General features: G+C 70.8%; 24 protein-coding genes. 16 read left to right on the top strand and 8 right to left on the bottom strand.

Annotated features, from left to right (window positions below):
* The first annotated feature begins 7 nt into the window (after window positions 1-7).
* The 7 genes from AB0C75_RS11060 (at window position 8) to AB0C75_RS11030 (ending at window position 6,817) form a co-directional block, all read left to right on the top strand.
* Entirely contained in the window at window positions 8-964 is a 957-nt protein-coding gene (locus AB0C75_RS11060) for a WYL domain-containing protein (protein ID WP_362889281.1), read from the top strand.
* 35 nt (window positions 965-999) lie between these two features.
* Window positions 1,000-1,275 (top strand): hypothetical protein, encoded by a 276-nt coding sequence (locus AB0C75_RS11055; protein ID WP_362889279.1) that lies wholly within the window; start codon window positions 1,000-1,002, stop codon window positions 1,273-1,275.
* Between the two features lie 21 nt (window positions 1,276-1,296).
* On the top strand, window positions 1,297-1,494 hold the full coding sequence (locus tag AB0C75_RS11050) for a hypothetical protein (RefSeq protein WP_362889277.1): 198 nt from the start codon (window positions 1,297-1,299) through the stop codon (window positions 1,492-1,494).
* Between the two features lie 213 nt (window positions 1,495-1,707).
* Complete coding sequence (tatA, locus tag AB0C75_RS11045; protein ID WP_362889275.1) at window positions 1,708-2,001, top strand: Sec-independent protein translocase subunit TatA; 294 nt, start codon at window positions 1,708-1,710, stop codon at window positions 1,999-2,001.
* A 49-nt stretch (window positions 2,002-2,050) separates the two neighbouring features.
* Window positions 2,051-3,010 (top strand): twin-arginine translocase subunit TatC, encoded by a 960-nt coding sequence (gene tatC / locus AB0C75_RS11040; protein ID WP_362889273.1) that lies wholly within the window; start codon window positions 2,051-2,053, stop codon window positions 3,008-3,010.
* Between the two features lie 37 nt (window positions 3,011-3,047).
* A complete protein-coding gene (locus tag AB0C75_RS11035) occupies window positions 3,048-3,938 on the top strand; it encodes a diacylglycerol kinase (RefSeq protein WP_362889271.1) in 891 nt (296 codons plus the stop codon).
* Between the two features lie 50 nt (window positions 3,939-3,988).
* The gene (locus tag AB0C75_RS11030) at window positions 3,989-6,817 is read left to right on the top strand and encodes a DEAD/DEAH box helicase (RefSeq protein ID WP_362889269.1); all 2,829 of its coding nucleotides are present in this window, start codon (window positions 3,989-3,991) and stop codon (window positions 6,815-6,817) included.
* 98 nt (window positions 6,818-6,915) lie between these two features.
* On the opposite strand, the gene AB0C75_RS11025 is transcribed toward AB0C75_RS11030, so the two are convergent.
* The 3 genes from AB0C75_RS11025 to AB0C75_RS11015 form a co-directional block, all read right to left on the bottom strand.
* Complete coding sequence (locus AB0C75_RS11025) at window positions 6,916-7,389, bottom strand: SPW repeat protein (protein ID WP_362889267.1); 474 nt, start codon at window positions 7,387-7,389, stop codon at window positions 6,916-6,918.
* A 167-nt stretch (window positions 7,390-7,556) separates the two neighbouring features.
* Window positions 7,557-8,201, bottom strand: a complete 645-nt coding sequence (locus tag AB0C75_RS11020) for a fasciclin domain-containing protein (protein WP_362889265.1) — start codon at window positions 8,199-8,201, stop codon at window positions 7,557-7,559.
* Window positions 8,202-8,273: 72 nt separating this feature from the next.
* Window positions 8,274-9,839 carry a molybdopterin-dependent oxidoreductase gene (locus AB0C75_RS11015; RefSeq protein ID WP_362889620.1) on the bottom strand — a complete coding sequence of 522 codons (1,566 nt, stop codon included), beginning with the start codon at window positions 9,837-9,839 and terminating at the stop codon, window positions 8,274-8,276.
* A gap of 252 nt (window positions 9,840-10,091) precedes the next feature.
* Here AB0C75_RS11015 and AB0C75_RS11010 point away from each other — a divergent pair, with 252 nt between their 5' ends.
* The 5 genes from AB0C75_RS11010 to AB0C75_RS10990 all read left to right on the top strand — a co-directional run bounded on the left by AB0C75_RS11010 (window position 10,092) and on the right by AB0C75_RS10990 (window position 15,526).
* Window positions 10,092-11,363, top strand: a complete 1,272-nt coding sequence (locus AB0C75_RS11010) for an FAD-dependent oxidoreductase (RefSeq protein ID WP_362889263.1) — start codon at window positions 10,092-10,094, stop codon at window positions 11,361-11,363.
* On the top strand, window positions 11,357-12,082 hold the full coding sequence (locus AB0C75_RS11005; protein WP_362889618.1) for a DUF1365 domain-containing protein: 726 nt from the start codon (window positions 11,357-11,359) through the stop codon (window positions 12,080-12,082). Before AB0C75_RS11010 ends, AB0C75_RS11005 begins: the two co-directional genes overlap by 7 nt.
* Window positions 12,083-12,216: 134 nt before the next feature.
* Window positions 12,217-13,413 carry a cyclopropane-fatty-acyl-phospholipid synthase family protein gene (locus AB0C75_RS11000; RefSeq protein ID WP_362889616.1) on the top strand — a complete coding sequence of 399 codons (1,197 nt, stop codon included), beginning with the start codon at window positions 12,217-12,219 and terminating at the stop codon, window positions 13,411-13,413.
* 5 nt (window positions 13,414-13,418) lie between these two features.
* A complete protein-coding gene (locus AB0C75_RS10995) occupies window positions 13,419-14,726 on the top strand; it encodes a cyclopropane-fatty-acyl-phospholipid synthase family protein (protein WP_362889615.1) in 1,308 nt (435 codons plus the stop codon).
* Window positions 14,723-15,526: a DUF1295 domain-containing protein gene (locus AB0C75_RS10990; protein ID WP_362889261.1), complete on the top strand. Its 804-nt coding sequence runs from the start codon at window positions 14,723-14,725 to the stop codon at window positions 15,524-15,526. The genes AB0C75_RS10995 and AB0C75_RS10990 overlap by 4 nt, the downstream gene beginning before the upstream one ends.
* A 45-nt stretch (window positions 15,527-15,571) precedes the next feature.
* Here the strand turns inward: AB0C75_RS10990 and AB0C75_RS10985 are convergent, their stop codons facing one another.
* From AB0C75_RS10985 to AB0C75_RS10970, 4 genes are all read right to left on the bottom strand, one after another.
* The gene (locus tag AB0C75_RS10985; protein ID WP_362889259.1) at window positions 15,572-16,327 is read right to left on the bottom strand and encodes an anti-sigma factor; all 756 of its coding nucleotides are present in this window, start codon (window positions 16,325-16,327) and stop codon (window positions 15,572-15,574) included.
* The gene (locus AB0C75_RS10980; protein ID WP_362889257.1) at window positions 16,324-16,908 is read right to left on the bottom strand and encodes a sigma-70 family RNA polymerase sigma factor; all 585 of its coding nucleotides are present in this window, start codon (window positions 16,906-16,908) and stop codon (window positions 16,324-16,326) included. Before AB0C75_RS10980 ends, AB0C75_RS10985 begins: the two co-directional genes overlap by 4 nt.
* Window positions 16,909-17,095: 187 nt before the next feature.
* Complete coding sequence (locus AB0C75_RS10975) at window positions 17,096-17,938, bottom strand: siderophore-interacting protein (RefSeq protein WP_362889255.1); 843 nt, start codon at window positions 17,936-17,938, stop codon at window positions 17,096-17,098.
* A 64-nt stretch (window positions 17,939-18,002) separates the two neighbouring features.
* Entirely contained in the window at window positions 18,003-18,911 is a 909-nt protein-coding gene (locus AB0C75_RS10970) for a 5'-3' exonuclease (protein WP_362889613.1), read from the bottom strand.
* 285 nt (window positions 18,912-19,196) lie between these two features.
* On the opposite strand from AB0C75_RS10970, the gene AB0C75_RS10965 reads away from it, so the two are divergent.
* From AB0C75_RS10965 to AB0C75_RS10950, 4 genes are all read left to right on the top strand, one after another.
* A complete protein-coding gene (locus AB0C75_RS10965; protein ID WP_362889254.1) occupies window positions 19,197-20,288 on the top strand; it encodes a glycine betaine/L-proline ABC transporter ATP-binding protein in 1,092 nt (363 codons plus the stop codon).
* Window positions 20,281-22,905: an ABC transporter permease/substrate binding protein gene (locus AB0C75_RS10960; protein WP_362889252.1), complete on the top strand. Its 2,625-nt coding sequence runs from the start codon at window positions 20,281-20,283 to the stop codon at window positions 22,903-22,905. The genes AB0C75_RS10965 and AB0C75_RS10960 overlap by 8 nt, the downstream gene beginning before the upstream one ends.
* Window positions 22,906-23,095: 190 nt before the next feature.
* Window positions 23,096-23,641 (top strand): helix-turn-helix domain-containing protein, encoded by a 546-nt coding sequence (locus AB0C75_RS10955; protein WP_362889250.1) that lies wholly within the window; start codon window positions 23,096-23,098, stop codon window positions 23,639-23,641.
* A 16-nt stretch (window positions 23,642-23,657) separates the two neighbouring features.
* The gene (locus AB0C75_RS10950) at window positions 23,658-23,924 is read left to right on the top strand and encodes a helical backbone metal receptor (protein WP_362889248.1); all 267 of its coding nucleotides are present in this window, start codon (window positions 23,658-23,660) and stop codon (window positions 23,922-23,924) included.
* Here AB0C75_RS10950 and AB0C75_RS10945 read toward each other — a convergent pair.
* Window positions 23,863-25,017, bottom strand: a complete 1,155-nt coding sequence (locus tag AB0C75_RS10945; RefSeq protein ID WP_362889246.1) for a TDT family transporter — start codon at window positions 25,015-25,017, stop codon at window positions 23,863-23,865. The genes AB0C75_RS10950 and AB0C75_RS10945 overlap by 62 nt on opposite strands.
* Window positions 25,018-25,027: the final 10 nt, after the last annotated feature.

Here is a 25,027-nt window from a genome sequence, read left to right as displayed (position 1 = left end):
CGTACTCGTGGCCACGAACGCGATCGACCAGACCCGGCGGATGCTCTCCCTCGTCACCTACCTGCGTGAGCGCCCCGGCGCTCACGTCCAGGACGTGGCCCGGGCCTTCGGGATCACCGAGGACGAGCTGATCTCCGACCTCGACGTGCTTCCCATGTGCGGGACCAGCTTCCGCGGCGGCGACCTGCTGGACATCGACACCGACGGCGACCGGATCTGGTGGCACAACCCGGACGACGTCGCGGCGCCGCTGCGGCTCGCCGCCGACGAGGCGACCGCGCTCCTCGTCGCGGCCCGTGCCGTCGCGACGCTCCCGGGCCTGCGGGAGAGCGACCGGCAGGCGCTGGTGCGCGCGACGGCGAAGCTGGAGACGGCGGCCGGTGAGGTGGGGGCCGCCAGCTCGCGGCTCTCGGTCACCTTCGAGTCCGAGGGCGGTGTCTTCGCCGACGTCGACCGGGCGATCTCCGAGCGGCGCCGTCTCTGGCTGCGCTACTACTCGCCCGCACGCGACGAGCTGACCGAGCGCGAGGTGGACCCGATCCGGCTGTTCGCCGTCGGCCACACCTATATGGAGGGCTGGTGCCGGCTCACCGAGGCACGGCGTACGTTCCGGCTCGACCGGGTCGCCGAGATCAGACTGCTCGACGCGCCTTCCGCACCGCCCGAGCTTGAACTGCGCGATCTCTCCGAGGGTCTTGTTCAGCCCGCCGCCGAGGACCCGGAGGTCGTGATCGAGGTCGGCCCCGGTGGCCGGTGGGTGGCCGAGTACTACCCGCACGACAGTGCCGACGAACTGCCCGACGGTGGCCTGCGGATCACTCTGCGCACCCCCGACCCGGCCTCCCTGCGCAGGCTCGCCCTGCGGCTCGGCGGCGAAGGCCGTATCACCTCGCCTCCGGAGCTGGCCGAGAGCGCCCGGCTGGCGGCGCGTGACGCACTGGCCGCCTACGACGGCGCGCTCTGAGGGGGGCACCGGTGCATCGACGGGACGAAGGGCGTATGACCGTGATATCGAGCACGCAGAGCGGACCGGTTCCGGTCGCGGTGCCCGACGCCGTGCGCTTCAGGGCCGCCTGTCCCGACTGCCGTGAGCGGTTCGAGCTCGCGGCGGGTGCGCTGCGGCTGGCCATAGGCGCCAGCCGCCGTACGACCTTCTACTCCTTCACGTGTCCCGCGTGCGGTTCCGCGGTCCGCAAGCCGGCCGGGGAGCGCATCGTCGAGCTTCTCAGCGGTGGCGGGGTACGGACACTGCGCCTGCACACCGCCCTGCGGTGACGAGAGACAGAGGTTCCGTCCATGTTCTGGCCCATGCTCGCCATCGCTCTGGGATTCGCCGGCCTGGCCGTGCTCGGCGTGCTGGCCGTCAAGGTCTTCGTCGAGGCCCAGCGGCTCGCCGGACAGGTCGCCACGACCACGCGGCGGATCAACCGAGCGTCGGAGGATCTCGAACGAGCGGCCACCACTCTCGCCGACACGGGAGAGGCCCTGCGATAGCCGGTCGCGGCCTCCAGATTCACGGCCTCGGAGGGTACGCTTCTTGAGCGGCCCAGGCAGGGAGGTGTGGGCCGCAAGCGGGAGTACGCACAGGCATTGCCTCACGTTTACCCCCGCGGGTTACGATCGCTGCCAGCGCCAGGTCGGACAACTGTCCGGTCGAACGGGTAGCGAGCCCACCCTCCAGACGCCTCAGTGAGAAGGAAGTCGCACATGATCGGCAATCTGAAGCCCCTAGAGATCGTTCTGATCATCGCTGTCGTCCTGCTGCTCTTCGGTGCCAAGAAGCTTCCCGACATGGCGCGTTCGCTCGGCAAGTCGGCCCGCATCCTCAAGAGCGAGGCCAAGGCCATGAAGAAGGACGACCCGGAGCCCGCGGCGCCCACCACGGAGAACGTCGCGGACACCACCGCGGCCGACGCCACCGCGCGCACCATCCAGGCCGCTCCGGGAGACGTCACGAGCTCCCGCCCGGTCAGTGAGCCCAAGCCCACCACCCAGAGCTGACAGCTGATCCGCACCGCCGGAAGCTGTCGTACGAGACGAGGGAAGTGGGTTGCTCAAGTCTGCCCGCAAGCAGGATAAGGACGACGAGGGGCGGATGCCCCTCCTCGATCACCTGCGTGAGCTGCGCAACCGGCTGCTGAAGTCGGTCCTGGCGATCATCGTCGCCGTGATCGTGGCAGCGTTCTTCCAGAAGGAAATCTTCGAGTTCCTGATGAAGCCGATCCTGGACTCGGTCGGCTGCAGGAACGGCGCCGTGACCATGATCAATGGCCGGCCGTGCGCGGAGATGACCACCAACGGTCTGCTGTCGCCGTTCACCATCGCGCTGAAGGTGTCCTTGATGACAGGCGTGCTGGTGGCCACCCCGGTGTGGCTGTACCAGCTGTGGGGATTCGTCGCCCCCGGCCTGCACCAGAAGGAGAAGCGCTACTCGATCGCCTTCGTGGCGGCCGGCGTACCGCTCTTCGTCGCCGGGGCCTACCTGGCGTACACGATCCTGCCGCAGACCGCGGACATCATGCTCGGGTTCACCCCCGACAACGTGAAGAACCTGCTGCCCCTCGATGACTTCCTGGACCTGATCACCCGCATGGTGATCGTTTTCGGCCTGGCCTTCGAACTGCCGCTGCTGCTCATCCTCCTCAACATGACAGGAGTGCTCTCCGGCGCCCGCATGCTGCGCTGGTGGCGCGGCATGATCGTCGGGCTCACCGCTTTCGCGGCCATCGCCACGCCCGGTGGCGAGCCCATCTCGATGCTGCTGCTCGCGGGCCCGCTCGCGGTGCTCTACTTCATCGCGGTCGGTGTCTCGCTCCTCAACGACAAGCGCAGGCGGCGTGCCAATCCCGATGCCGAGCTCGACGACGACGAGGCATCGAGTCTGGACCTCACGCCCGAGTCGGTCGGCGCGATCGAACCGGTGTCGAGGCCCGCCCTGCCCGAGCAGGCGGACGGTGAGGCGGACGGCGGACGGTCGCACCGGCTCAACGGCTACGACGACATCACCTGACCTTGGACGACATCATCTGACCTTGTAGGGTCCGCTGGTGACCAGCGAGATCACCCTCTTCGTCAATCCCACCGCCGGGAGCGGCCGGGGCGCGCGTGCCGCGCAGCCGGCCGCTTCCGCCTTGCGGGACGCAGGCTTCTCCGTACGCACCGTTCTGGGCGAGGACGCCGATGACGCGCTGCGCCGCGCCAGGGAGGCGGTGGCGGACGGAACCGGGGCCCTGATAGCCGTGGGCGGGGACGGCATGATGTCCCTCGCCCTGCAGGCCGTCGCCGGGACCTCGACGCCGCTCGGTGCCGTGGCCGTAGGCACCGGGAACGACTTCGCCCGCGCCCTCAGGCTGCCGATCCGTGATCCGGCCGCCGCCGGGCGGGTGGCCGCCGAGGTGCTCAAGGCCGAGGCGGCGCGCGCGATCGACCTGGGCCGGACGGAGGAGCGCTGGTTCGGGTCCGTCCTGGCCTCGGGCTTCGACTCGCGGGTCAACGACCGGGGGAACCGGATGCGCTGGGTGGGCGGGCGCTTCAAGTACGACCTGGCGATCCTCGCCGAGCTGGCCTCCTTCCGTCCGGTCCCGTACCGGGTGAGGTTCGACGGAGGTCCCGTGACGGAGATCGAGGCGACGCTGATCGCCGTGGGCAACGGGACGACGTACGGCGGCGGCATGCGGATCTGCGCCGACGCGGTCATGGACGACGGGCTCTTCGACGTGACGGTGGTCGGCGACTGCAGCCGGGCCACCCTGCTCAAGGTCTTCCCGAAGGTGTACCGGGGCACGCACATCGGGCATCCGAAGGTCACCGTGCACCGGGTGTCATCGATAGAGCTGGTCGCGGCCGGTGTCACCGCCTACGCGGACGGTGAGCCGCTGGGCGCGCTGCCCGTCCGCGCCACCTGCGTACCCGGTGCGGTCCGGGTCCTCGCACCGTGAAAACAAAGATCGGGCTGACTGTCATACGGGGCGGGTAGGCTCGTATCACGATGACAGAGGACCTCTCACCAGCTGAGCGATACCAGGCGTCCCGCGTCCGTGCGGCCGAGCTGGCCACGGCCTTCGGGCCCTTTCGCGAGATGTACGAATTCGGTCTGGACCCGTTCCAGATCGAGGCCTGCCAGGCCCTGGAGGCCGGCAAGGGAGTGCTGGTCGCGGCCCCCACCGGATCGGGCAAGACGATCGTCGGTGAATTCGCCGTGCACCTGGCCCTGGAACAGGGCCGCAAGTGCTTCTACACCACGCCCATCAAGGCCCTGTCCAACCAGAAGTTCACCGATCTCGTCCGGCGTTACGGCGCGGACAAGGTCGGTCTGCTCACCGGTGACAACAGCGTCAACGCGGACGCACCCGTCGTCGTCATGACGACCGAGGTCCTGCGCAACATGCTGTACGCGGGATCCCAGGCCCTCACAGGCCTGGGTTACGTGGTCATGGACGAGGTGCACTACCTCTCCGACCGCTTCCGGGGCGCCGTGTGGGAGGAAGTGATCATCCACCTGCCGGAGTCCGTGACCCTGGTGTCACTGTCGGCGACCGTTTCCAACGCCGAGGAGTTCGGCGACTGGCTGGACACCGTCCGGGGCGACACCCAGGTGATCGTCTCCGAGCACCGGCCCGTGCCGCTGTGGCAGCACGTCATGGCCGGCCGCCGGATGTACGACCTCTTCGAGGAGGAGACCGACCACGGCGGCCGGGGCACCGGTCGGCGCGAGGTCAATCCGGACCTCGTCAGGCTCGCCCGGATGGAGAACCAGCGCGGATACAACCCGCGTGAGCGCAGGCGCGGGAAAATGGTGCGCGAGGCGGACCGGGAGCGTGAGAGACGCCAGCGCAGCCGGATCTGGACCCCGTCGAGGCCCGAGGTCATCGACCGCCTCGACGCCGAGGGACTCCTGCCCGCCATCACGTTCATCTTCAGCAGGGCAGGCTGCCAGGCGGCCGTCCAGCAGTGCCTGCAGGCCGGGCTCCGGCTGAACGACGAGGACAAGCGGCAGCTGGTGCGGGAGATCGTCGAGGAGCGGACCGCGTCCATTCCCCCCGAGGACCTCCATGTCCTCGGGTACTACGAGTGGATCGAGGGCCTGGAGCGTGGCATCGCCGCGCACCACGCAGGGATGCTGCCGACCTTCAAGGAGGTCGTGGAGGAGCTGTTCGTCCGCGGCCTCGTCAAGGCGGTCTTCGCGACCGAGACGCTGGCGCTCGGCATCAACATGCCCGCGCGTTCCGTGGTGCTGGAGAAGCTGGTCAAGTGGAACGGCGAGCAGCACGCCGACATCACGCCCGGCGAGTACACGCAGCTGACCGGGCGGGCCGGGCGCCGCGGTATCGACGTGGAGGGCCACGCCGTCGTCCTGTGGCAGAGGGGGATGGACCCGGGCGCGCTGGCGGGGCTCGCGGGGACCCGTACGTATCCGCTGCGCTCCAGCTTCCGGCCCTCGTACAACATGGCGGTCAACCTCGTCCAGCAGTTCGGGCGGCACCGCTCGCGCGAGCTGCTGGAGACCTCCTTCGCGCAGTTCCAGGCCGACCGCTCGGTCGTCGGGATCTCCCGCCAGGTCCAGCGCAACGAGGAAGGGCTCGAGGGCTACAAGGAGGGCATGACCTGCCACCTGGGGGACTTCGAGGAGTACGCACGGCTGCGCCGCGACCTCAAGGACCGCGAGACGGAGCTGGCCAAGCAGGGCGCTGCCCAGCGGCGGGCGGCCGCCGCCTCGTCCCTGGAGAAGCTGAAGCCGGGTGACGTCATCCATGTCCCCACCGGGAAGTTCGCCGGGCTCGCCCTGGTCCTCGACCCGGGACTCTCGGCCGGGCGGACCAACGGCCATCGCGGGCTCGAATACCACGACGGACCGCGTCCCCTGGTGCTGACCGCCGAGCGGCAGGTCAAGCGGCTGGCCCAGATCGACTTCCCGGTGCCGGTCGAGGCGCTGGAGCGGATGCGGGTGCCCAAGTCGTTCAACCCGCGCTCACCGCAGTCCCGCCGGGATCTGGCCTCCGCGCTGCGGAGCAAGGCCGGCCACGTCGACCCGGGCCGGCACCGCAAGCAGCGGGCCGCGGCGGCCGACGACCGGGAGATCGCCCGGCTGCGTACGGAACTGCGGGCGCACCCCTGCCATGGATGCGACGAGCGCGAGGACCATGCCCGCTGGGCCGAGCGCTACCACCGGCTGCAGCGCGACACCCGGCAGCTGGAGCACCGCATCGAGGGCCGGACGAACACCATCGCCCGGACCTTCGACCGCATCGTGGCGCTCCTGACCGAGCTCGACTACCTCCGGGGCAGCAAGGTCACCGACAACGGCCGGCGGCTGGCACGGCTCTACGGGGAGCTCGACCTGCTGGCCAGCGAATGCCTGCGGGAGGGCGTCTGGGAGGGGCTCAATCCCGCCGAACTCGCCGCGTGCGTGTCCGCCCTGGTCTACGAGGCGCGGCAGGCGGACGACGCGGTCGCGCCGAAGCTGCCCTCGGGTCCTGCGAAGGCCGCGATGGGCGAGATGATCCGTATCTGGGGCCGTCTCGACGCCCTGGAGGAGGACTTCAAGATCAGCCAGACGGAAGGGGTCGGCCAGCGCGAACCCGACCTCGGCTTCGCCTGGGCGGTCTACATGTGGGCCTCGGGGCGGACGCTGGACGAGGTCCTGCGCGAGGCGGAGATGCCGGCGGGCGACTTCGTGCGCTGGTGCAAGCAGGTCATCGACGTACTCGGCCAGATCGCGGCCGCCGCGCCCCGGGACGGGAGTTCCGTCGCGAAGAACGCCCACAAGGCCGTCGACGCGGTGCTGCGGGGTGTGGTGGCGTACAGCTCGGTGGGCTGAGCGCCGTCCGGAGCGCGGATGTGAGGGGGACGCGGGCGTGACGACGGGTGGCCAGGGGCAGGCTGTGCGTGCCCCTGGCCACCCGTGTGGTTCTCCCGTCAGGCCTTCCTCTTCTTCTTGTTCATGATCGAGAGTCCCGCGCAGGTCGCACCCAGCACAACCGTCAGACCACCGACGATCACGTTGGTGAGGACGACGCCCATGTCCGGGCTCTGGCCCACGACCCAGGGCGACACGATGAGCCACGCGCCCAGCGCGACGATGGCCATGCTCATCCCGGTCATCCGCTCCGGCATGGCGGTGAAGCAGAGTGCCAGCAGGGCTATCGCGATACCGATGACGACGTTGTGGACCACCAGGGAGGGCTGGTTCGCGGTGAAGTGGAGCACCCACGGTGAGACGGCGGCGAACAGACCGGCCAGGAACAGCGGGGCGTCCGCGCCGGCCGTGGTGCGGCCGCCGCTCATGACACGGTCGTGGCGCGCTCGCATTTCTTCGGCGTCGGGATGTCCGGAGAGGTCTTTCTCGGTGTGTCCGGAAACGTCCCTTCCGGTGTGCGAGATGTTACTCATGAGGATGTTCTCCTTCGCACTTGCTGGGGCGACCGCGGTCAGATGACACGGCCATCAGCTCTCCACACCAGTGTGCTCTTACATGTCCCTTATGTGTAGTTTTCTTGGCGGTCGAATTCTGCGGTTCCGTCGGGGCGGTGGCTCACCGCCCCGACGGAGGCGTCAGCTCAGCTCGCCGGCATCAGAACGGTGTCCACGATGTAGACCGTCGCGTTGGCGGTCGGGACGTTGCCGCAGACGACCTTCGACGAGTCGTTCACGGTGTACGACGTCTTCGCCCCCGACGTCGTCAGCTTCGTCTTGGCCAAGGTGTCGAAGGAGCCCTTCTCCAGCTGCTTCGGCGTGAGCTTCTCTCCCACGACGTGCGAGGTGAGCACCTTGGAGAGCTCGGCCTTGTCCGCGAGCAGCTTGTCCAGGTCGGCCTTCGGGATCTTGGCGAACGCGTCGTTGGTGGGGGCGAACACCGTGATGTTCTCGGCGCTGTTCAGAGTGTCGACGAGATCGGCCTGCTTGACGGCCGTCACCAGCGTGGACAGCGCGGGGTTGTTCGAGGCGGCCGTGGCGACCGGGTCCTGCGCCATGCCGTCGAACGAGCCCGCGCCCGTCTTCGGGACCGTCGCACAGCCCGGGCCGAAGGGCTCGTCCATGGGCTGGGTGTCCTCGGCCGGCGCACTCGACGAGGCCTTGTCCGCACCGGAGCCGGAGCCGGACGCGGAGGTGTCCGAGTCGCTGGAGCAGGCGGTCAGGGCGAGGGGCAGCACGGCGGCCGCGGAGGCGGCGACAGCGATGCGGCGAAGGTGACGGTTGCTCATGAGGATCTCCTGGGTGAATCGTTACTGATGGGGCTGGATCTGGATATGGGGGGCGGGGTGTACATGGGGCGGTCAGGGCACGTCGACCACCACCGAGTGCCACCCGGTCGCACCGTCGGGGACGGTGCCGACCCGCTTGTCGGTCTGTGTGGCGCCGGTGCGGTCCGTCGCACGGACCTGGAGGGTGTGGTGGCCGGTCGTGGCGGGCCACTCCCACACCCACTGGCGCCAGGTGTCACGGCCGGCCTCGGCGGCCAGCCGCGCGGTGTGCCACTCACCCCCGTCGACCCGGACCTCGACCCGGGCGATGCCCCGGTGCTGGGCCCAGGCGACACCGGCGACGGGCACGGTCCCCGCCCGCGGGGCGGCGAAGGGGCGGGGCGTGTCGATGCGTGACTGGGTCTTGACCGGAGCCCTGCGCGACCAGTCGCGCTTGACCCAGTAGGCGTCGTAGGCGTCGAACGTCGTGAGTTCGACGTCCTGGATCCACTTGCACGCCGAGACATAGCCGTACAGGCCGGGGACGACCATCCGGACCGGGAAACCGTGGTCGAACGGCAGTGGTTCGCCGTTCATACCGACCGCGAGCAGAGCGTCACGGCCGTCCATGACCTCCTCGACCGGGGTTCCGATCGTCATCCCGTCCACGGAACGCGCCACGACCTGATCCGCGGGCCCGCCCTTCGACGGTGGCCTGACCCCGGCCTCGCTCAGCAGAGTGGCCAGGCGTACGCCGATCCACCGCGCCGTGCCCACATAGGGGCCCCCGACCTGGTTGGACACACAGGTCAGCGTGATGTCGCGCTCGACGAGCTCACGCTTCAGGAGGTCCTGGAAGCTGAGGGTGACGGGTCGCGTCACTCCCTTGCCGTGGATCCGCAGCCGCCACCGGTCGGCGTCGACGCGCGGTACCACCAGGGCGGTGTCCACCCGGTAGAAGTCCTTGTTCGGGGTGACGAAGGAACTCAGACCGCGGATGTCAGGACCCGCTCCTGAAGGGATGGGGCGCGTGGGTGAGGCGGGCGGCGGAAGGGTGATGTCCTCGCGTGAGGCCGCTGCCCCGGCCAGCTGGGACGTCTGGAGCCCTCGGCCCAGGACCCCCGCACCGGCCGAGGCCGCCGCCGCCGCGGTCGCCGCGATCACGAACCCGCGGCGGTCGAAGGCGCCCTGCACCGTGTTGTCCCGCACACCGCTGTCCGGCTCGCCGCCGCCCGTCCCACCCGCCGCGGGAGACGGGACGGCGGCAGGGACCAGCCGGCCCGCCAGGAGATACAGCACCCCCGCGGCCACCAGCGCGCCCACGGCCGAGGGCAGCGCATCGCCCGGACGGCCCTCCGGCCGTCCGGCCGCGGACACCGCCCCGACCGCACCGAAGACCAGTACGGCCGCGGCGCCGGTCCGCCGGTGGCGCAGCGCGAGGATCCCCACCGCCATGGCGAAGAGCGCCAGCAGGACGAGGATGCCGAGTTGCAGCACCAGCTTGTCGTCCGTACCGAAGTTCCGTACGGCGAAGTCCTTGACGGCCGGGGGAGTGCGGTCGATGACCGCCCCGCCCACGGCCGAGACCGGACCCGCCTCAGGACGTACGGCGGCGGCGACGAGCTCTGCGACGCACAGGGCGGTGAACCCGGCGATCAGACCGCTGAGCGCGGCGAACGCGGCGCGCGCCCAGCGGGACCGCCGGGACCCGGTGGCCCCGTGCTTCTGCGAAACGTCTCGGTCTGTTCTCACACCGGGGGTTCGGCGCCGACCGCCCGGCGGATTGGTCGTTCACCCCGATGAAGGAAATCCGTTCATCGGCCAATCCGCCGCGTCCGCCGCCCCGAATGACCTCAGAGGGGCACTCCGACAGAGCCCCGGCCAGGCACGCGACACCGGAAGGAGCCCGCATTGGCACGGGAGCGACGGCGTACAGCCGTGGTGGGCAGCGGGGTGGCGGGACTGACCGCCGCGCACATCCTGGGGAGGGCGCACGAGGTGACGCTTCTGGAGTCGGACGAGCGGCTCGGCGGGCACGCGCACACCCATGACCTGAGGTCGTCGGACGGCCGGACCCACCGCGTCGACTCGGGGTTCATCGTGCACAACCGGCGGACGTACCCGCACCTGCTCAGGCTCTTCGACGAACTCGGCGTCGCCACACAGGAGTCGGACATGAGCATGTCCGTCCGCTGCGAGGGGTGCGGACTGGAGTACGCGGGCGCCCGCGGCGCCGCAGGGCTGTTCGCCCGGCCGGGGTCGCTGCTCAGGGGCCCGTATCTGCGGATGCTGACCGAGGTGCCCCGGTTCCACCGCGCGGCCAGGGCGTTGCTCGCGCTGCCCGAGGACACCGGGGCCATGACCCTGGGCGAGTTCGCGGCGCGCGGCCGGTTCTCCCGCTACTTCTGCGCCCACTTCCTGACACCCATGGTCTCCGCTGTGTGGTCCTGCGACCCGGCGACGGCGATGCGCTACCCGGCCCGCCACCTCTTCACGTTTCTGGAGCACCACGGGATGCTCTCGGTCGGGAACTCGCCGGTCTGGCGGACCGTCACCGGCGGCTCACGGGCGTACGTCGACCGCGTCGCGGGGCGGGTGCACTCCGTGCGCACGGCCGCCCCGGTCCGGGCGGTGCGCCGGCACAGCGGCGGCGTGGAGATCGTCACCGAGGACGGCGCCGCCGATGACTACGACGCGGTGGTCGTCGCCACCCACCCCGACCAGGCGCTGCGGCTGCTCGCCGACCCCACCGACGAGGAGCGGCGCACCCTCGGGGCCTTCCGTTACTCCCGCAACCCCACACTGCTGCACACCGACACCTCGCTGCTGCCGCGCAGCCGGGGCGCCGCGGCCTCCTGGAACTACCTGCTGCCGTCCTGCGCCGCCGACGCCGACCGGGTGACCGTCAGCTACGACATGAACCGCCTCCAGCGTCTGGACGCGCCCGAGCGCTTCGTCGTCACGCTGAACGGCGCCGACCGCGTCGACCCGGACCGTGTCCTGGCCCGGGCGCTCTACGAACACCCCGTCTTCACCCCGGAGTCCGTCGCCGCGCAGGCCCGGCTGCCCGCGCTCTCCGGGCCGGTCACCGCCTTCGCCGGGGCCTACCACGGCTGGGGGTTCCACGAGGACGGCTGCCGGTCGGGTGCGCGGGCCGCCGAGGCGCTGGGAGTGATCTGGTGAACGCCCTCTACCCGTGCACCATCACCCACGTAAGGACCGCGCCGCGCAGATACGCCCTGCGGCACCGTACCTATCTGTGGCTCATCGACCCGGACCGCCCGCCACGGCTGCCGCACCTCCTGCGCCCGCTGGCCCGGTTCGACGCCCGCGACCACTTCGGCGGCACGGCGCCCACCGTCCGGGCCGGGCTCGAACGTTTCCTCCTGGCCCAGGGCGTCGAACTCGCCGGCGGGGCCGTCACCATGCTCACCCAGGCCCGCGTACTCGGCCATGTGTTCAACCCGCTGACCGTCTACTGGTGCCACCGCCAGGACGGCGCCCCGCTCTGCGTCGTCGCCGAGGTCCACAACACCTACGGGGAGCGGCACGCGTATCTGCTGCGGACGGACGAGGCGGGCCGCGCGGCCACCGCCAAGGACTTCTACGTCTCGCCGTTCTTCCCGGTGGACGGCGCCTACCGGATGCGGCTGCCCGAACCGGGCCCCCGGCTGAACCTGACGGTCCACCTGGAGCGCGAGGACGCCCGCCCGTTCACGGCGACCGTACGCGGCACCCGCCGTCCCGGTACGCCCGCCCAACTGGTCCGGCTGTTCCTGCGCCACCCCTTCTCCACCGCGGTGGTATCCGCCGCGATCCGGCTGCACGGGGTCCGGCTGTTCCTGCGCCGGCTCCCCGTACAGCCACGTCCCCGTCATCGCACCCAGGAAGGCATGCAGTGAAGGTGCCCACCTCCCCTCGTCGCCCCGTCTCCCACCGTCCCCCCGCCCAGGCCGGCGCCGGCTTCGGCGTACCCGGCCGGGCCGGACCCGCAGCCGCCTCGGGCGCCACCCCCGATCCCGGGCGCCGGCCCGACGTGGCCTCGCTGCCACGGGCCTCCGGAGCGAGGACCGCGGTGGCCGAGCGGCTCGTACGGCACGCGCTCGCCCGGCTCCCGCTGCGCGTGAGCCTCGCCGGCCGCGGAAGCACCGGTCTCGGCGGGCCGCTCATGGAGATCCGCGACCCCGACGCCTTCTTCCGGCGGATCGGTGCGGGCGGGCTCATCGGCTTCGGCGAGTCGTACATGGCGGGCGAGTGGGACTCTCCCGACCTCGTCGGCGTCCTCACCGTCCTCGCGGCCAACGCGGCCGGCCTCGTCCCCGCACCGCTGCAGAGGCTGCGGAGCCTGTGGGCCCCGCGCAAGCCCGCCGCGCAGGCCAACACCCCCGAGGGCGCACGCGACAACATCAGCCACCACTACGACCTGTCGAACGACCTCTTCGCGCTCTTCCTCGACGACACACTCACGTACTCCGCCGCCGTCTTCCGCGGATTCCCCGCCGAGCGCGACCTGCTGGCCGCCGCGCAGCACCGCAAGATCGACCGGCTCCTCGACCTGGCCGGTGTGGGCGACGGCACCGAGCTGCTGGAGATCGGCACCGGCTGGGGCGAACTCGCCGTACGCGCGGCGGCGCGAGGTGCGCGGGTCACCACCCTGACCCTCTCCAGGGAACAGCGGGAGCTGGCCCGGGGCCGGATCCGCGAAGCGGGCCACGAGGACCGGGTCGACGTCCGGCTCAGCGACTACCGGGACGTCACCGGCGAGTACGACGCGGTCGTCAGCGTCGAGATGATCGAGGCGGTCGGGGAGGAGTTCTGGCCGGAGTACTTCCGTACCCTGGAGCGCTGCCTGGCTCCCGGCGGGAGGATCGCCCTCCAGGCGATCACGATGCCCGACGACCGGATGCTGGCCAGCCGCGGCACGTACACCTGGATCCAGAAGTACATCTTCCCCGGCGGACTGCTGCCCTCCACCGAGGCCATGGAGCGCGTCACCACCGCCCGTACCTCGCTGCGCACGGCACGGCGCGACAGCTTCGGCGCGCACTACGCCGAAACCCTGCGGCTGTGGCGGGAGCGCTTCACGGAACGCGCCGACGAGGTCGACGCGCTCGGCTTCGACGCGGTCTTCCGCCGCATGTGGACCTTCTATCTCGCCTACTCCGAGGCCGGCTTCAGGTCCGGCTACCTCGATGTGCAGCAGATGCTCCTGACCCGTGAGGACACCGCGTGAAGACCATGACCGACACACCGGGAAACGGAGCGGCGCAGCGGATCGCGCCCGTGCTGGAGCGGTTCATCGGCGGGCCCCCGCCGGTCAGGATCAGGATGTGGGACGGCAGCGAGACCGGTCCCGAGGGCGCCCCCACGGTGCAGGTGCGCTCCCGCAGTGCGCTGCGCCGGCTCCTGTGGCAGCCGGGCGAACTCGGCCTCGCCGAGGCCTACATCACCGGCGACATCGACATCGCCGACGACCTGGCGGCCGGGCTGCGCGCGCTGCGCCAGGGGCCGGGCCGGCAGGGACAGCGGCTGACCCGCCCCGGTCTCGCCGACCGGCTGCGGGCAGCCGGCACCGCACTGCGCCTCGGCGCGATCGGGCCCCGCCCTCCGACTCCCGCGGCCCGCGCCGGACTTCGCGGCGCGCCGCACAGCAAGGCGCGCGACCGGGCCGCCATCAGCCACCACTACGACCTGTCCAACGCCTTCTACTCGCTGCTGCTCGACGAGACCATGGCCTACTCGTGCGGCTACTGGACCGGTGCAGGGCCCGGCTACGGACCGGCCGACGCGCAGCGCGACAAGCTCGAACTCATCTGCCGCAAGCTGGCGCTGACGGCCGGCGCGCGCCTCCTCGACATCGGCTGCGGCTGGGGATCCCTGACCCTGCACGCGGCGGCCCGGCACGGGGTCCGGGTCACCGCTGTCACCCTCGCCGCGGAACAAGCCGCCCATGTGCGGGGGCAGGTGGAGGCGCGCGGCCTCGACGATCTCGTCGAGGTGCTCTGCTGCGACTACCGGGACGTCGCCGCCCTGCCAGGCTTCCGGGGCGGATACGACGCCGTCTCCACCGTCGAGATGGGGGAACACGTCGGCGACGCGCAGTACCCGGCCTTCACCGCGCTGCTCCACTCCGTGCTCCGGCCGCGTGGCCGCGCCCTGGTCCAGCAGATGTCCCGCGGCTCGACCGCCCCCGGCGGCGGTGCGTTCATCGAGTCCTACATCGCCCCCGACATGCACATGCGTCCGCTCGGCGAGACCGTGGGCCTGCTGGAGGGCGCCGGCCTTGAGGTCCGTGACGTCGAGTCGCTGCGCGAGCACTACGTCCTGACCGTCGAGGCCTGGCACCGCACCCTGGAGGAGCACCTGCCGGAGTTCCTGGCACTGGTGGGTGAGGAGACGGCCCGGGTGTGGCGCCTCTACCTGGTGGGCGGCGCACTCGCCTTCGAGGAACGGCGCATGGGCGTCGACCAGATCCTCGCGGTGCGCCCCGACGCCGACGGCTCATCGGGCCCGGCCACCACCCGGCACGGCTGGTACTCCGGATGAGCGGCTTCGGCTGGGCGGAGTTCGCCCGGAGCCTGCCGGTGACGGCGGGCGCCGCGCTCGGCGTCATGCTCGTGACGTTCCTGATCGCCCTGCGCAGGCGCCTGCACCGGATCGTGGACGTGGCGTGGGGACTCGGCTTCGCGGCCGTCGCCCTCGTCGCGTACGCGCTGTCCGGCGGCGAGGGTGACGACGGGCGCCGTGTCCTGGTGACCGTGCTCACCGTCGTCCACGGCCTGCGGCTGGCCGTGCACATCGGCCGTCGGGGCCGGGGTCACGGCGAGGACCCGCGCTACGAGGCCCTGCTGGCCAAGGCGCCGGGCCATCGCGGTCTGTACGCGCTGCGCACGGTGTACCTCCTCCAGGGGGCGCTCGTCTGGCTTGTCTCCCTGCCCGTGCAGGCGGCCTCGTATCTGCCGGGTCCGCTCGACGGGTGGGCCTGGGCCGGGACCGCGCTCTGGGCGGTGGGGCTGGGCTTCGAGGCACTGGGGGACAGCCAACTGGCGCGGTTCAAGGCCGATCCCGCGAACCGGGGGCGGATCATGGACCGTGGCCTGTGGTCCTGGACCCGGCACCCGAACTACTTCGGGGACTTCTGTGTCTGGTGGGGGCTGTTCCTCATCGTCTGCGCGAACCCCGCGGTCGCCGCTGCGACCCTGGTGTCGCCCGTCGTCATGAGCTTCCTGCTGACCAGGGGCAGCGGAAAGGCGCTGCTGGAGCGGCACATGGCCGGACGGCCGGGGTACGCGGACTACCGGGCCCGCACCAGCGGGTTCTTCCCGCGCCCGCCGCGCCGACGCTGAAACACAGGGGGACGCGACCCCCTGTGTTCCAGCGCTGCCGGGCCCTCAGGCGTCCTCGAACTTCATCAGGGCCACCGGATCCGAGGTCGGCTGTGCCGATCCGCCGGCCGGTTCGACGGTGATGCCCATGCCGGACGCCCGGTCCACGGGCCCGTCGAGCAGGACGGCGTCATCCGTGGCGGACGGGTTCAGCAGTCCGGCCGCACGCATGGTGCCGCCGTCGTCGAACCAAAGCTGGTACACCTTGCCGCCGGATGGCCGTTCCAGGCCGGATGCCAGGAACACCGCCCGGTTCACGCTCTGCGAGACCACCACCGTGCCCCGGGCGCCGTCCCCGAGATCGGCCGCGCTGGTCGCGGCGTCCGGTGCGGTCAGCACCCGCGCCACCTGCTCGTTGTGCTGTTCGGCCCTGGCGGTCTCCTGCCGGGCGTCCTGCGCGAGCTGGTTCTGCCACACCGCAACCCCGCCGAGAGCGGCGGCGGCGGCGACACAGGCCGCCAGCGCATACGTCGACCAGCGGCGGGCCCGTCCGACCGAGGCACCGGAGCGGGCGCCTCGCCCACGGGGCGGCGGCTCCTGCCGTACGGCCGTGATGTCGCGCAGCACCCGCTCCCGGAGTGCGGGCGGCGGAGTGGTGGACACGGCGAGCCCCAGCCGGGCGGCGGTCGCGGACAGCTCGCGCACCTCCTGGGCGCACGCCTCGCAGGCACCCAGATGCCGTTCGAAGGCGAGGCGCTCGTCCTCGGGCAGCGCGTGCAGGGCGTAGGCCCCGGTCAGTGTGTGCAGCTCGGCCGTACTCATACGCCCACCCCCAGGCAGTCGCGCAGCCGGATGAGCCCGTCGCGCAGTCGCGTCTTGATGGTTCCCAGCGGTACGGACAGCAGCTCGCCGACCTCGCGGTAGGTCAGCCCGCGGTAGTACGCCAGCGTGACGGACTCCCGCTGGAGCTCGGAGAGCGTCCGTAGACAGCGCCGGACCTGTTCTCTCTCCAGCCGGCTCTCGACCTGCTCGGACACCTCGTCGAACTCCGGGGTGCGGTCGAGCAGCGCGGCCCTGTGCTCCCGTGCCGCGGTCGCCTCGGCCGACCTGACCCGGTCCACCGCGCGGTGGTGGGCGAGCGTCAGTACCCAGTTCATGGCGCTGCCGCGGGACGCCTGGTAGCGGGGCGCGGTGCGCCACAGCTCGACCAGGACCTCCTGGGCGACCTCCTCGGACTGGGCGGGGTCACGGAGCACGCTGCGCACCAGCCCGAGGACCGGCCCACTGACCTGGTCGTACACCTGGGTGAAAGCGTCCTGGTCACCACGGGCGACCTGGCCGAGCAGCTCCTGCAGGCCGGGGCCCGACGAAGGGACCCCACTGATGTGTACGGCTTCTCTCACGCGGACGGTCCTCCCGGAGCACGCATCGGTTTCCTGGGTGATTCGGAGCCGGTGGCCCGGAGGATTGGTCGGAGGCCTCGCCGATCCGCCTGCCCGCTCGGCCCTCCCGCACACCCTCTTCCGCACACGCGAGAACCCGGTCGCCGTCAGGGACGGCGACCGGGTTCGACGATGCGTGGGAGGGGCGCTACGCGGCGCTCTCCTGCTCGCGCTCCACCTGCTCGTTCCACTCGCGCTTGACCGCGCGCCAGGCGTCGTCGTCCTTGCCGAGACGCCAGTAACCCGAGATCGACAGCTGCTGGGGCGGGATGCCGCGCTCCAGGCGGAGGTGGCGCCTGATCTCCTTGACGAAGCCCGCCTCGCCGTGGACGAAGGCCTGCACCTCGCCCTCGGGGAACTCCAGCCCGGTCACCGCGGTGACGAGCCCCTCGCCGACCGGGCCGTCGCCGCGGTGCAGCCAGGTCACCGAGACGCCGTCGGGCGTCGCGAGCTTCTGCTCCTCGGAGGCGTCCGGCACCTCCACGAAGACGTGCGCCGTCGCGCCCTCCGGAAGCTGCTCAAGGGACGCCGCGATGGCGGGCAGAGCGCTCTCGTCGCCCACCAGCAGATGCCAGTCGGCCGAGGCCTCCGGGACGTAACCGCCGCCGGGGCCGAGGAAGGTCACCTGGTCGCCGCGCTGTGCACGCGCCGCCCAGGGGCCCGCCAGGCCCTCGTCGCCGTGCACCACGAAATCGACGGCGAGCTCACGGGTCTCGGGATCCCAGGAGCGCACGGTGTACGTCCGGGTGGTGGGCCACAGCTCGCGCGGGTACTCCTCGCGGATCGCCGCCATGTCGAAGGGGTGGCTGTAGTCCGCGCCCTCCGGGGCGAAGCACAGCTTGATGTAGTGGTCGGTGTACCCGCCGAGGGTGAACTCGGCCAGGCCGTCGCCACCGAGGACCACGCGCACCATGTGCGGGGTGATCTGCTCGGTGCGCAGAACCTGTGCCCCCTGCGCCTTGGGTGTCCGGCGTTGCGGCCGCTCTGCCACGAGGTTCTCCCTGCTCTGGACATATACGAGGTACTGCAAACTTAGGTTTACCTAAGCTAGCACCTCATGCCTGGAGTGTGACGAGCAGTCGCTGGAGCGCGTTGCCCAGGCCCCACTGTGCCGCGAGGGACTCCAGGGCGGCGGGGTCACGTGGTTCGCGGGGGAGAGCAGGGGTGAAGTCGGGCAGGGGCACGTCGTCGGCGACCCGGACGACCTTCGGGGCCACCGCCACGTAGTCCCGGGCCTCGTCCAGCCGCTTGCGACGGGACGGGGTCAGCGGGGCGGCGGGATCGTCCACCGCGGCCATGATCCCCGCGAGGTCGCCGAAGGTGTCCAGCAGCTTCGCCGCCGTCTTCTCGCCGATACCGGGCACGCCGGGAAGTCCGTCGCTCGGATCGCCGCGCAGCAGGGCCAGATCGACGTATCCGCCGCCGTCCACGCCGTACTTCTCGCGGAGCCAGGTCTCGTCCGTCACCTGGAGCGTCCCCACGCCCTTCAGCGGATAGAGCACCCGCACCCCGCGGGCGTCGTCGACCAGCTGATACAGATCGCGGTCCCCGGTCACGATGTCCACCGGTCCCGCGGCCCGGCCGGCCAGCGTGCCGATCACGTCGTCCGCCTCGTACCCGGCGACGCCGACGCGGGCGATCCCCAGCGCGTCCAGCACGGCCTCGATCACCGGGACCTGCGGGGAGAGGGTGTCGGGGACCTCTTCCTCGTCCGGGACGCCCCCGGGGGTCTCGACAGCCACCCGGTGCGCCTTGTAGGTCGGGATCAGATCGACCCGCCACTGCGGGCGCCAGTCCGCGTCCATGCACGCGACCAGGTCGTCGGGCCGGTGGTCCTGCACCAGCCTGGCGATGAAGTCGAGCAGCCCGCGCACGGCGTTGACCGGGGTGCCGTCGGGCGCGCGCACCGAGTCGGGGACGCCGAAATACGCGCGGAAGTAGAGGGAGGCGGTGTCGAGGAGCATCAGGCGTCGGGTCACACTCCGATCATGCCGCACGCCTCCGACAGTGGGGTCGGAGGAAGTGCGGGGTTCCTCCGACATCTCGCGGGGTTCCCGCGGCGGTCTTTCTTTCGAGTGATCTGAATCACACGCGTGTTTGAGTTGCGTAAGCGGGGGCAGGCGCGGCATCGGAGCGGACCACGTCCATTTTTCAACTTGATGCGCGTGCTCTGCGGACCGAATCCGCACCGCTCCACGGTCTGCCGAAGGGGGTGGCAGACCGTTTTCGGTTCAACGCGTGAGGTGTATGTGTCAAGGCTGCAAGCTGAGCACCTGTACAAAGTGTTCGGCAGACGACCCGATGAAGCCGTGCAGAAGCTCGAGAGCGGTACCCACCGCGACGAACTGCGCGCCGACGGAACGACCGCAGCGGTGATCGACGCCTCGTTCACCGTGGAACCGGGGCAGATCTTCGTTGTGATGGGACTCTCCGGTTCGGGGAAGTCCACATTGCTGCGGATGCTCAACGGCCTGTTGGAGCCCACCGCCGGACGCGTCCTGTTCGACGACCAGGACCTGACCGCCCTGAGCGCCCGTGACCTGCGCAGCGTACGCTCGACCAAGATCAGCATGGTGTTCCAGCACTTTGCGCTCTTCCCCCACAGGAGCGTCCTGGAGAACGCGGCGTACGGCCTGGAGGTCCAGGGCGTCCCGCGGGTCGCACGGGAGGCGCGCGCCGCCGAGGCGCTGGAGATGACCGGCCTCGCCGGCTGGGAGAAGTCCTGGCCCGACGAGCTGTCCGGCGGCATGCAGCAGCGTGTGGGTCTGGCCCGCGCGCTCGCCACCGACGCCGACCTGCTCCTGATGGACGAGTCCTTCAGCGCGCTCGACCCGCTGATCCGGCGTGACATGCAGGACCAGCTCCTGGAACTGCAGAAGCGCCTGAAGAAGACCATCGTCTTCATCACCCACGACCTCAACGAGGCCATGCGCCTCGGCGACCGTATCGCCGTGATGCGGGACGGCGAGATCGTCCAGCAGGGCACCGCCGAGGACATCCTCGTGCGGCCGTCCAACGACTACGTCGCCTCCTTCATCCAGGACGTCGACCGCTCCCGGGTGCTCACCGCCGGTTCGATCATGGAGGCGCCCGAAGCGGGCCGCTCCCACAAGGACCTGCTGGCCGAGGCGCCCGCGACGGTGTCGTCCGAGACTCCCATAGCGGAGCTCTTCGCACCCTGCTCCACCAGCGGTGCGGCCGTCGCCGTCACCGGTGAGGACGGCGGTGTCATAGGCGTCGTCCAGCGCACCAGGCTGCTGGCCGCGCTCGGCGAGGAACCTCAGGTGGACCACCAGGTTCCGGCTCCGGGTGAGGCCAAGAAGGTGATCGCCGGTGCCTAGGTTCACCTTCGGCTCGTGGGTCGAGGACGCGGTCGACTGGCTCCAGTCGAACCTCACCTGGATCTTCGACTTCATCAAGACCGTGCTCGGCGGGATGTACGACGGCGTCAACGCCGTGCTGAGCGGCGGCGAGCCGTTGCTGATGGCCGGAATCTTCGCGGTCCTGGCGTTCTGGCTGCGCGGGGTGGTCCCCGCGGTGCTCACCTTCGTGGGCTTCGCGCTCATCGACTCCCTCGCCCTCTGGGACGAGGCGATGGGGACCCTCTCGCTGGTCATCGTGGCAGCGGTCATCACGATCGTGATCGCGGTGCCCACCGGAATCTGGGCGGCGCGCAACAGCCGGGTCAGCGCCACGCTGCGGCCGGTGCTCGACGTCATGCAGACGATGCCCGCCTTCGTCTACCTGATCCCCGGCGTCATGTTCTTCGGCGTCGGCGTCACCCCCGGTGTGATCGCCACCATCGTCTTCGCGATGCCGCCCGGTGTCCGCATGACCGAGCTCGGTATCCGCCAGGTCGACGGCGAGCTGGTGGAGGCGGCCGAGGCCTTCGGCACCACACCCAAGGACACCCTGACCCGGGTGCAGCTGCCGCTCGCCCTGCCGACGATCATGGCCGGAATCAACCAGGTCATCATGCTGGCCCTGTCGATGGTCGTCATCGGCGGCATGGCCGGCGCCGGCGGGCTCGGCGAGAAGGTGTACGCCGCGATCACCCAGCTCCAGGTCGGCCTCGCCGCCGAGAGCGGGATCGCCGTCGTCATCCTCGCCATGTACCTGGACCGGATGACCGGCGCGCTCAACGAGCGGGTCTCCCCGCTCGGCCGTCGCGCCGCCGCCAAGGTCGCCGCCGGTGCGCGGCGCCTCAGGTTCACGCACTACAAGCCGGGAACCGCCATCGCGATGACCGGTGTCGTCGTACTCGCGCTCATCGCGGGCGGCCTCAACATCGCCGGTTCCAGCGACTCGAAGGCCTCACAGGCCGACAGCTCCAACGTCGGCGACGGCCAGAAGATCAACCTGGGCTACATCCCCTGGGACGAGGGCATCGCCTCCACCTTCCTGTGGAAGGAGATCCTCGAGCAGCGCGGCTACGAGGCCGGGGTCACCCAGCTCGACGCCGGTCCGCTCTACTCCGGCGTCGCCCGCGGAGACATCGACTTCCAGACGGACGCCTGGCTGCCCACCACGCACAAGGACTACTGGGACAAGTACAGCGACGACCTGGAGGACCTGGGTTCGTGGTACGGCCCGACCTCGCTGGAGCTGACGGTCCCGTCGTACGTCAAGGGCATCGACTCGCTGGCCGACCTCAAGGGTCAGGGCAAGAAGTTCAACGGCAAGATCATCGGCATCGAGGCCAGCGCCGGGATGATGGGCACCCTCAACAAGAAGGTGCTCAAGGAGTACGGCCTGGAGGGTGAGTACGAGGTCGTCTCCTCCAGCACCTCGTCGATGCTCGCCGAGCTCAACGCCTCCATCAAGAAGAAGGAGCCGGTCGTGGTGACCCTGTGGTCGCCGCACTGGGCCTACGGCGCGCACGACCTGAAGAAGCTCAAGGACCCGAAGGGCGCCTGGGGCAAGGGCGAGGACGTGCACACCGTCGCCCACAAGGGCTTCGCGAAGAAGGCGCCCGCCGTCGCGGACTGGCTCAAGAACTTCAAGCTCACCGAGAAGCAGCTCACGAGCCTGGAGAACGAGATCCAGAAGGCCGGCCAGGGCAAGGAGCAGGACGGCGTCCGCAGCTGGCTGAAGAAGAACCCGGGCCTCGTCGACCAGCTCGCCCCGCCGCCGGGCGGTGCGAAGAAGGACGGCAAGGACGCGGGCAAGACCGTCAACCTGGGTTACTTCCCGTGGGACGAGGCCATCGCCTCCACCTACCTCTGGCAGAACGTGCTGGAGGACCGGGGCTACAAGACGACGGTCAAGCAGCTCGACCCCGGCCCGCTCTACACCGGTCTCGCGCAGGGACAGCTGGACGTCCAGTTCGACTCCTGGCTACCGACGACGCACAAGGACTACTGGGACAAGTACAAGGACAACCTCACCGATCTGGGCTCCTGGTACGGGCCCACGTCGCTGGAGCTGACGGTCCCGTCGTACGTCAAGGGGATCGACTCGCTGGCCGACCTCAAGGGTCAGGGCAAGAAGTTCAACGGCAAGATCATCGGCATCGAGTCGAGCGCCGGGATGATGGGCACCCTCAACAAGAAGGTGCTCAAGGAGTACGGCCTCGAAGGTGAGTACGAGGTGGTCTCCTCCAGCACCTCGTCGATGCTGGCCGAGCTGAACCGGTCGATCAAGAAGAAGGAGCCGGTCGTGGTGACCCTGTGGTCGCCGCACTGGGCCTACGGTGCGAACGACCTGAAGAAGCTCGATGACCCGAAGGGTGCCTGGGGCAAGGGCGAGCAGATCCACACGGTCGCCAAGAAGGACTTCGGCAAGGACTTCCCGGAGCTGACCGGCTGGCTGAAGGACTTCAAGCTCAGTGAGGCGCAGCTCGCCTCGCTCGAGGTGGAGCTCCAGAAGGGCGGCGCCGGCAAGGAGAAGGAGTCCGCCCGCCGCTGGATGGACGCCAACCCGGACGTGGTGGAGAAGATGGCGCCTGTCGCCGGCTGATCCGCACACCCCGCCATGACGAAGGGGACGGCCCCGGTAGCGAACCGGAGCCGTCCCCTTCAGGCTGGTCGGGGGAGTCCGCGGAGGTCTCTCCTCCGGCCCCGTCCGTCGGATTGCTCTCCGTCCGCCTAAACGACATGCGTAGGGTGCTGGCAACCGGGAGGATGGCGATCCGGGGAGGGAGCCGGACATGGACGACAAGGAAGCCCTTCGAGTGGGTGCGGCGGTCCGCCGACGCCGCAGGACCCTCGGACTCACGCTGGCCGCGGTGGCCGGGCGCAGCGGACTGTCCGTACCGTTCCTCAGCCAGATCGAGAACGAACGGGCCAGACCCAGCCCCCGGTCCCTGAACCGGGTGGCGGAGGCGCTGGAGACCACGACGGAGCGGCTGCGGGCCGCCGCGGACTCGGCACGCGCGGTGGACGTCGTGCGGGCGGACGACGGGGACGGCGTACGCAGGCTGGTGCGCGGGCGGCACCAGCTCAGCGCGCTGGAGTTCGTCGGCGAGACGGACCTCGGGTGCGAGTTCCAGCACCGCAACGACGAGGTGATGTACGTCGTGGAGGGCGCCGTCGAGGTCGAGGCCGAGGGCCGGGCCCACCGGCTGGGCCGGGGCGACACCCTCTTCCTCTCGGGCGGGGTCCGCCACCGGTGGCGGGCGACCGTGCCGGACACCCGGCTGCTGGTCGTCTCGGTCGCCGAACACATCGACGCGACGTACGACTCGCGCCGCTGACAGGGGAGCAGTGCCCGTGCGTGTCGTCTCGCTCGTCCCTTCGCTCACCGAGGCCGTCGCCGTCACCGCCCCCGGTCTGCTCGTCGGCGTCACCGACTGGTGCACGCGTCCCGCGGGCCTCACCGCGGCCCGGATCGGCGGCACGAAGAACCCCGACACCGCCGGTGACGGACCCGAGGCCTTCCCCGACCTGGCCGTAGCGCTCGTCGACGGGCGGCACCTCACGTGGTACGGACCGTCACTGGCCGAGGCGGCCGGGGCGCTGCGAGCAGCGCTCCGCTGAACAGCCCGCCCAGCGTCCGTACGCCCGCCACCGCCCAGGCCGCCACCAGCAGGGCGTAGAGCGCCACGGCCAGCCAGGTGTACGCGTCCAGACCGGTGTGCCTGGCAAGACCCGCCGCGCCGGTGACACACGTACCGACCGGGAAGGTGAACCCCCACCAGGTCATCGTGAACCCCATGCCGCGCCGCATCGCGCGTACCACCAGCGCCGCGGACAGGGCCAGCCACAGCAGGGCGAAGCCCATCACCGGCACCCCGTACAGGACGGCGAAGACGCCGAAAGCCGAGGCGTACGGCGCCGCGACCGTGCCGGGCGCCACATCGGCCAGCTGGTTGACGGCGGTCGTGGACTGGCCCAGCGGTCCGAGCACCAGGAACAGCGTCGGGGTCAGCGCGAGCGGCAGGGGGCCCTGGTGGACCAGGCGTGCGAAGACCAGCGGAAGGACCATCAGGGTCGCCAGCAGGGACAGCCCGAACATCGCGTAACAGGCCAGCAGCAGCGCTTCACGCCCCTGGCCGGGCGCCAGCTCGGGCACCAGCAGCGGTCCGACCGCGGCCGAGACCATCGGGGCCACCAGCGGCAGCAGCCAGACCGGCGACGCTGTGCCCGGGGCGGGACGGTGGCGTACGACCATGAGGTACGGGATCGCCACGGCGGCGGCGAGACCGGCGGCCGTGCCCGCGGTGAACAGCAGCACGTCCACGACGACCGCGGCCGGATGCCCGATGACGTCCTGGCCCACCACCAGGGTGCCCGCGCCGACGGCGAGCAGCGCCATGGACAGACAGCCGTGGAAGGGGGCGACGGCGGGATCGGCGAGGTGGGCACGGCCCTGGTCCCGATGCAGGACCCAGTGCCCGGCGCGGGCTGCCAGCACGAGCACCAGGAGCACGGCGGACAGGGCCCACACCACGACCAGGCCGGTTCGCAGACCCGGCACGCCCACGGGCAGCGCGGCGCCGGCGGTCGCGACGATGGCGGTGCCCATCACCGTCGCGTACCAGTTGGGGCCGAGATGGCGCAGGGAAGGGCGCCGGAGGGCGAGAGGACGGAAGGCCGGGAACCCGGTCCCGGTCTGCGGAAAGATGGCCATGCCACGATTC

The sequence above is a fragment of the Streptomyces sp. NPDC048565 genome (genome assembly GCF_040650935.1).
Classification (GTDB): Bacteria; Actinomycetota; Actinomycetes; order Streptomycetales; family Streptomycetaceae; genus Streptomyces.
Note: the sequence above shows the minus strand (reverse complement) of the source record. Positions and strands in the feature narration are given on the sequence as shown.

Bases quoted from the DNA above. Each gene is read 5' to 3' on its own strand.
- AB0C75_RS11055 (WP_362889279.1), top strand. From the start codon at position 1,000: ATGACCGTGATATCGAGCACGCAGAGCGGACCGGTTCCGGTCGCGGTG.
- AB0C75_RS11050 (WP_362889277.1), top strand. From the start codon at position 1,297: ATGTTCTGGCCCATGCTCGCCATCGCTCTGGGATTCGCCGGCCTGGCC.
- tatA (WP_362889275.1), top strand. From the start codon at position 1,708: ATGATCGGCAATCTGAAGCCCCTAGAGATCGTTCTGATCATCGCTGTC.
- AB0C75_RS11030 (WP_362889269.1), top strand. From the start codon at position 3,989: ATGACAGAGGACCTCTCACCAGCTGAGCGATACCAGGCGTCCCGCGTC.
- AB0C75_RS11025 (WP_362889267.1), bottom strand. From the start codon at position 7,389: ATGAGTAACATCTCGCACACCGGAAGGGACGTTTCCGGACACACCGAG.
- AB0C75_RS11020 (WP_362889265.1), bottom strand. From the start codon at position 8,201: ATGAGCAACCGTCACCTTCGCCGCATCGCTGTCGCCGCCTCCGCGGCC.
- AB0C75_RS10995 (WP_362889615.1), top strand. From the start codon at position 13,419: ATGACCGACACACCGGGAAACGGAGCGGCGCAGCGGATCGCGCCCGTG.
- AB0C75_RS10990 (WP_362889261.1), top strand. From the start codon at position 14,723: ATGAGCGGCTTCGGCTGGGCGGAGTTCGCCCGGAGCCTGCCGGTGACG.
- AB0C75_RS10985 (WP_362889259.1), bottom strand. From the start codon at position 16,327: ATGAGTACGGCCGAGCTGCACACACTGACCGGGGCCTACGCCCTGCAC.
- AB0C75_RS10970 (WP_362889613.1), bottom strand. From the start codon at position 18,911: ATGCTCCTCGACACCGCCTCCCTCTACTTCCGCGCGTATTTCGGCGTC.
- AB0C75_RS10955 (WP_362889250.1), top strand. From the start codon at position 23,096: ATGGACGACAAGGAAGCCCTTCGAGTGGGTGCGGCGGTCCGCCGACGC.
- AB0C75_RS10945 (WP_362889246.1), bottom strand. From the start codon at position 25,017: ATGGCCATCTTTCCGCAGACCGGGACCGGGTTCCCGGCCTTCCGTCCT.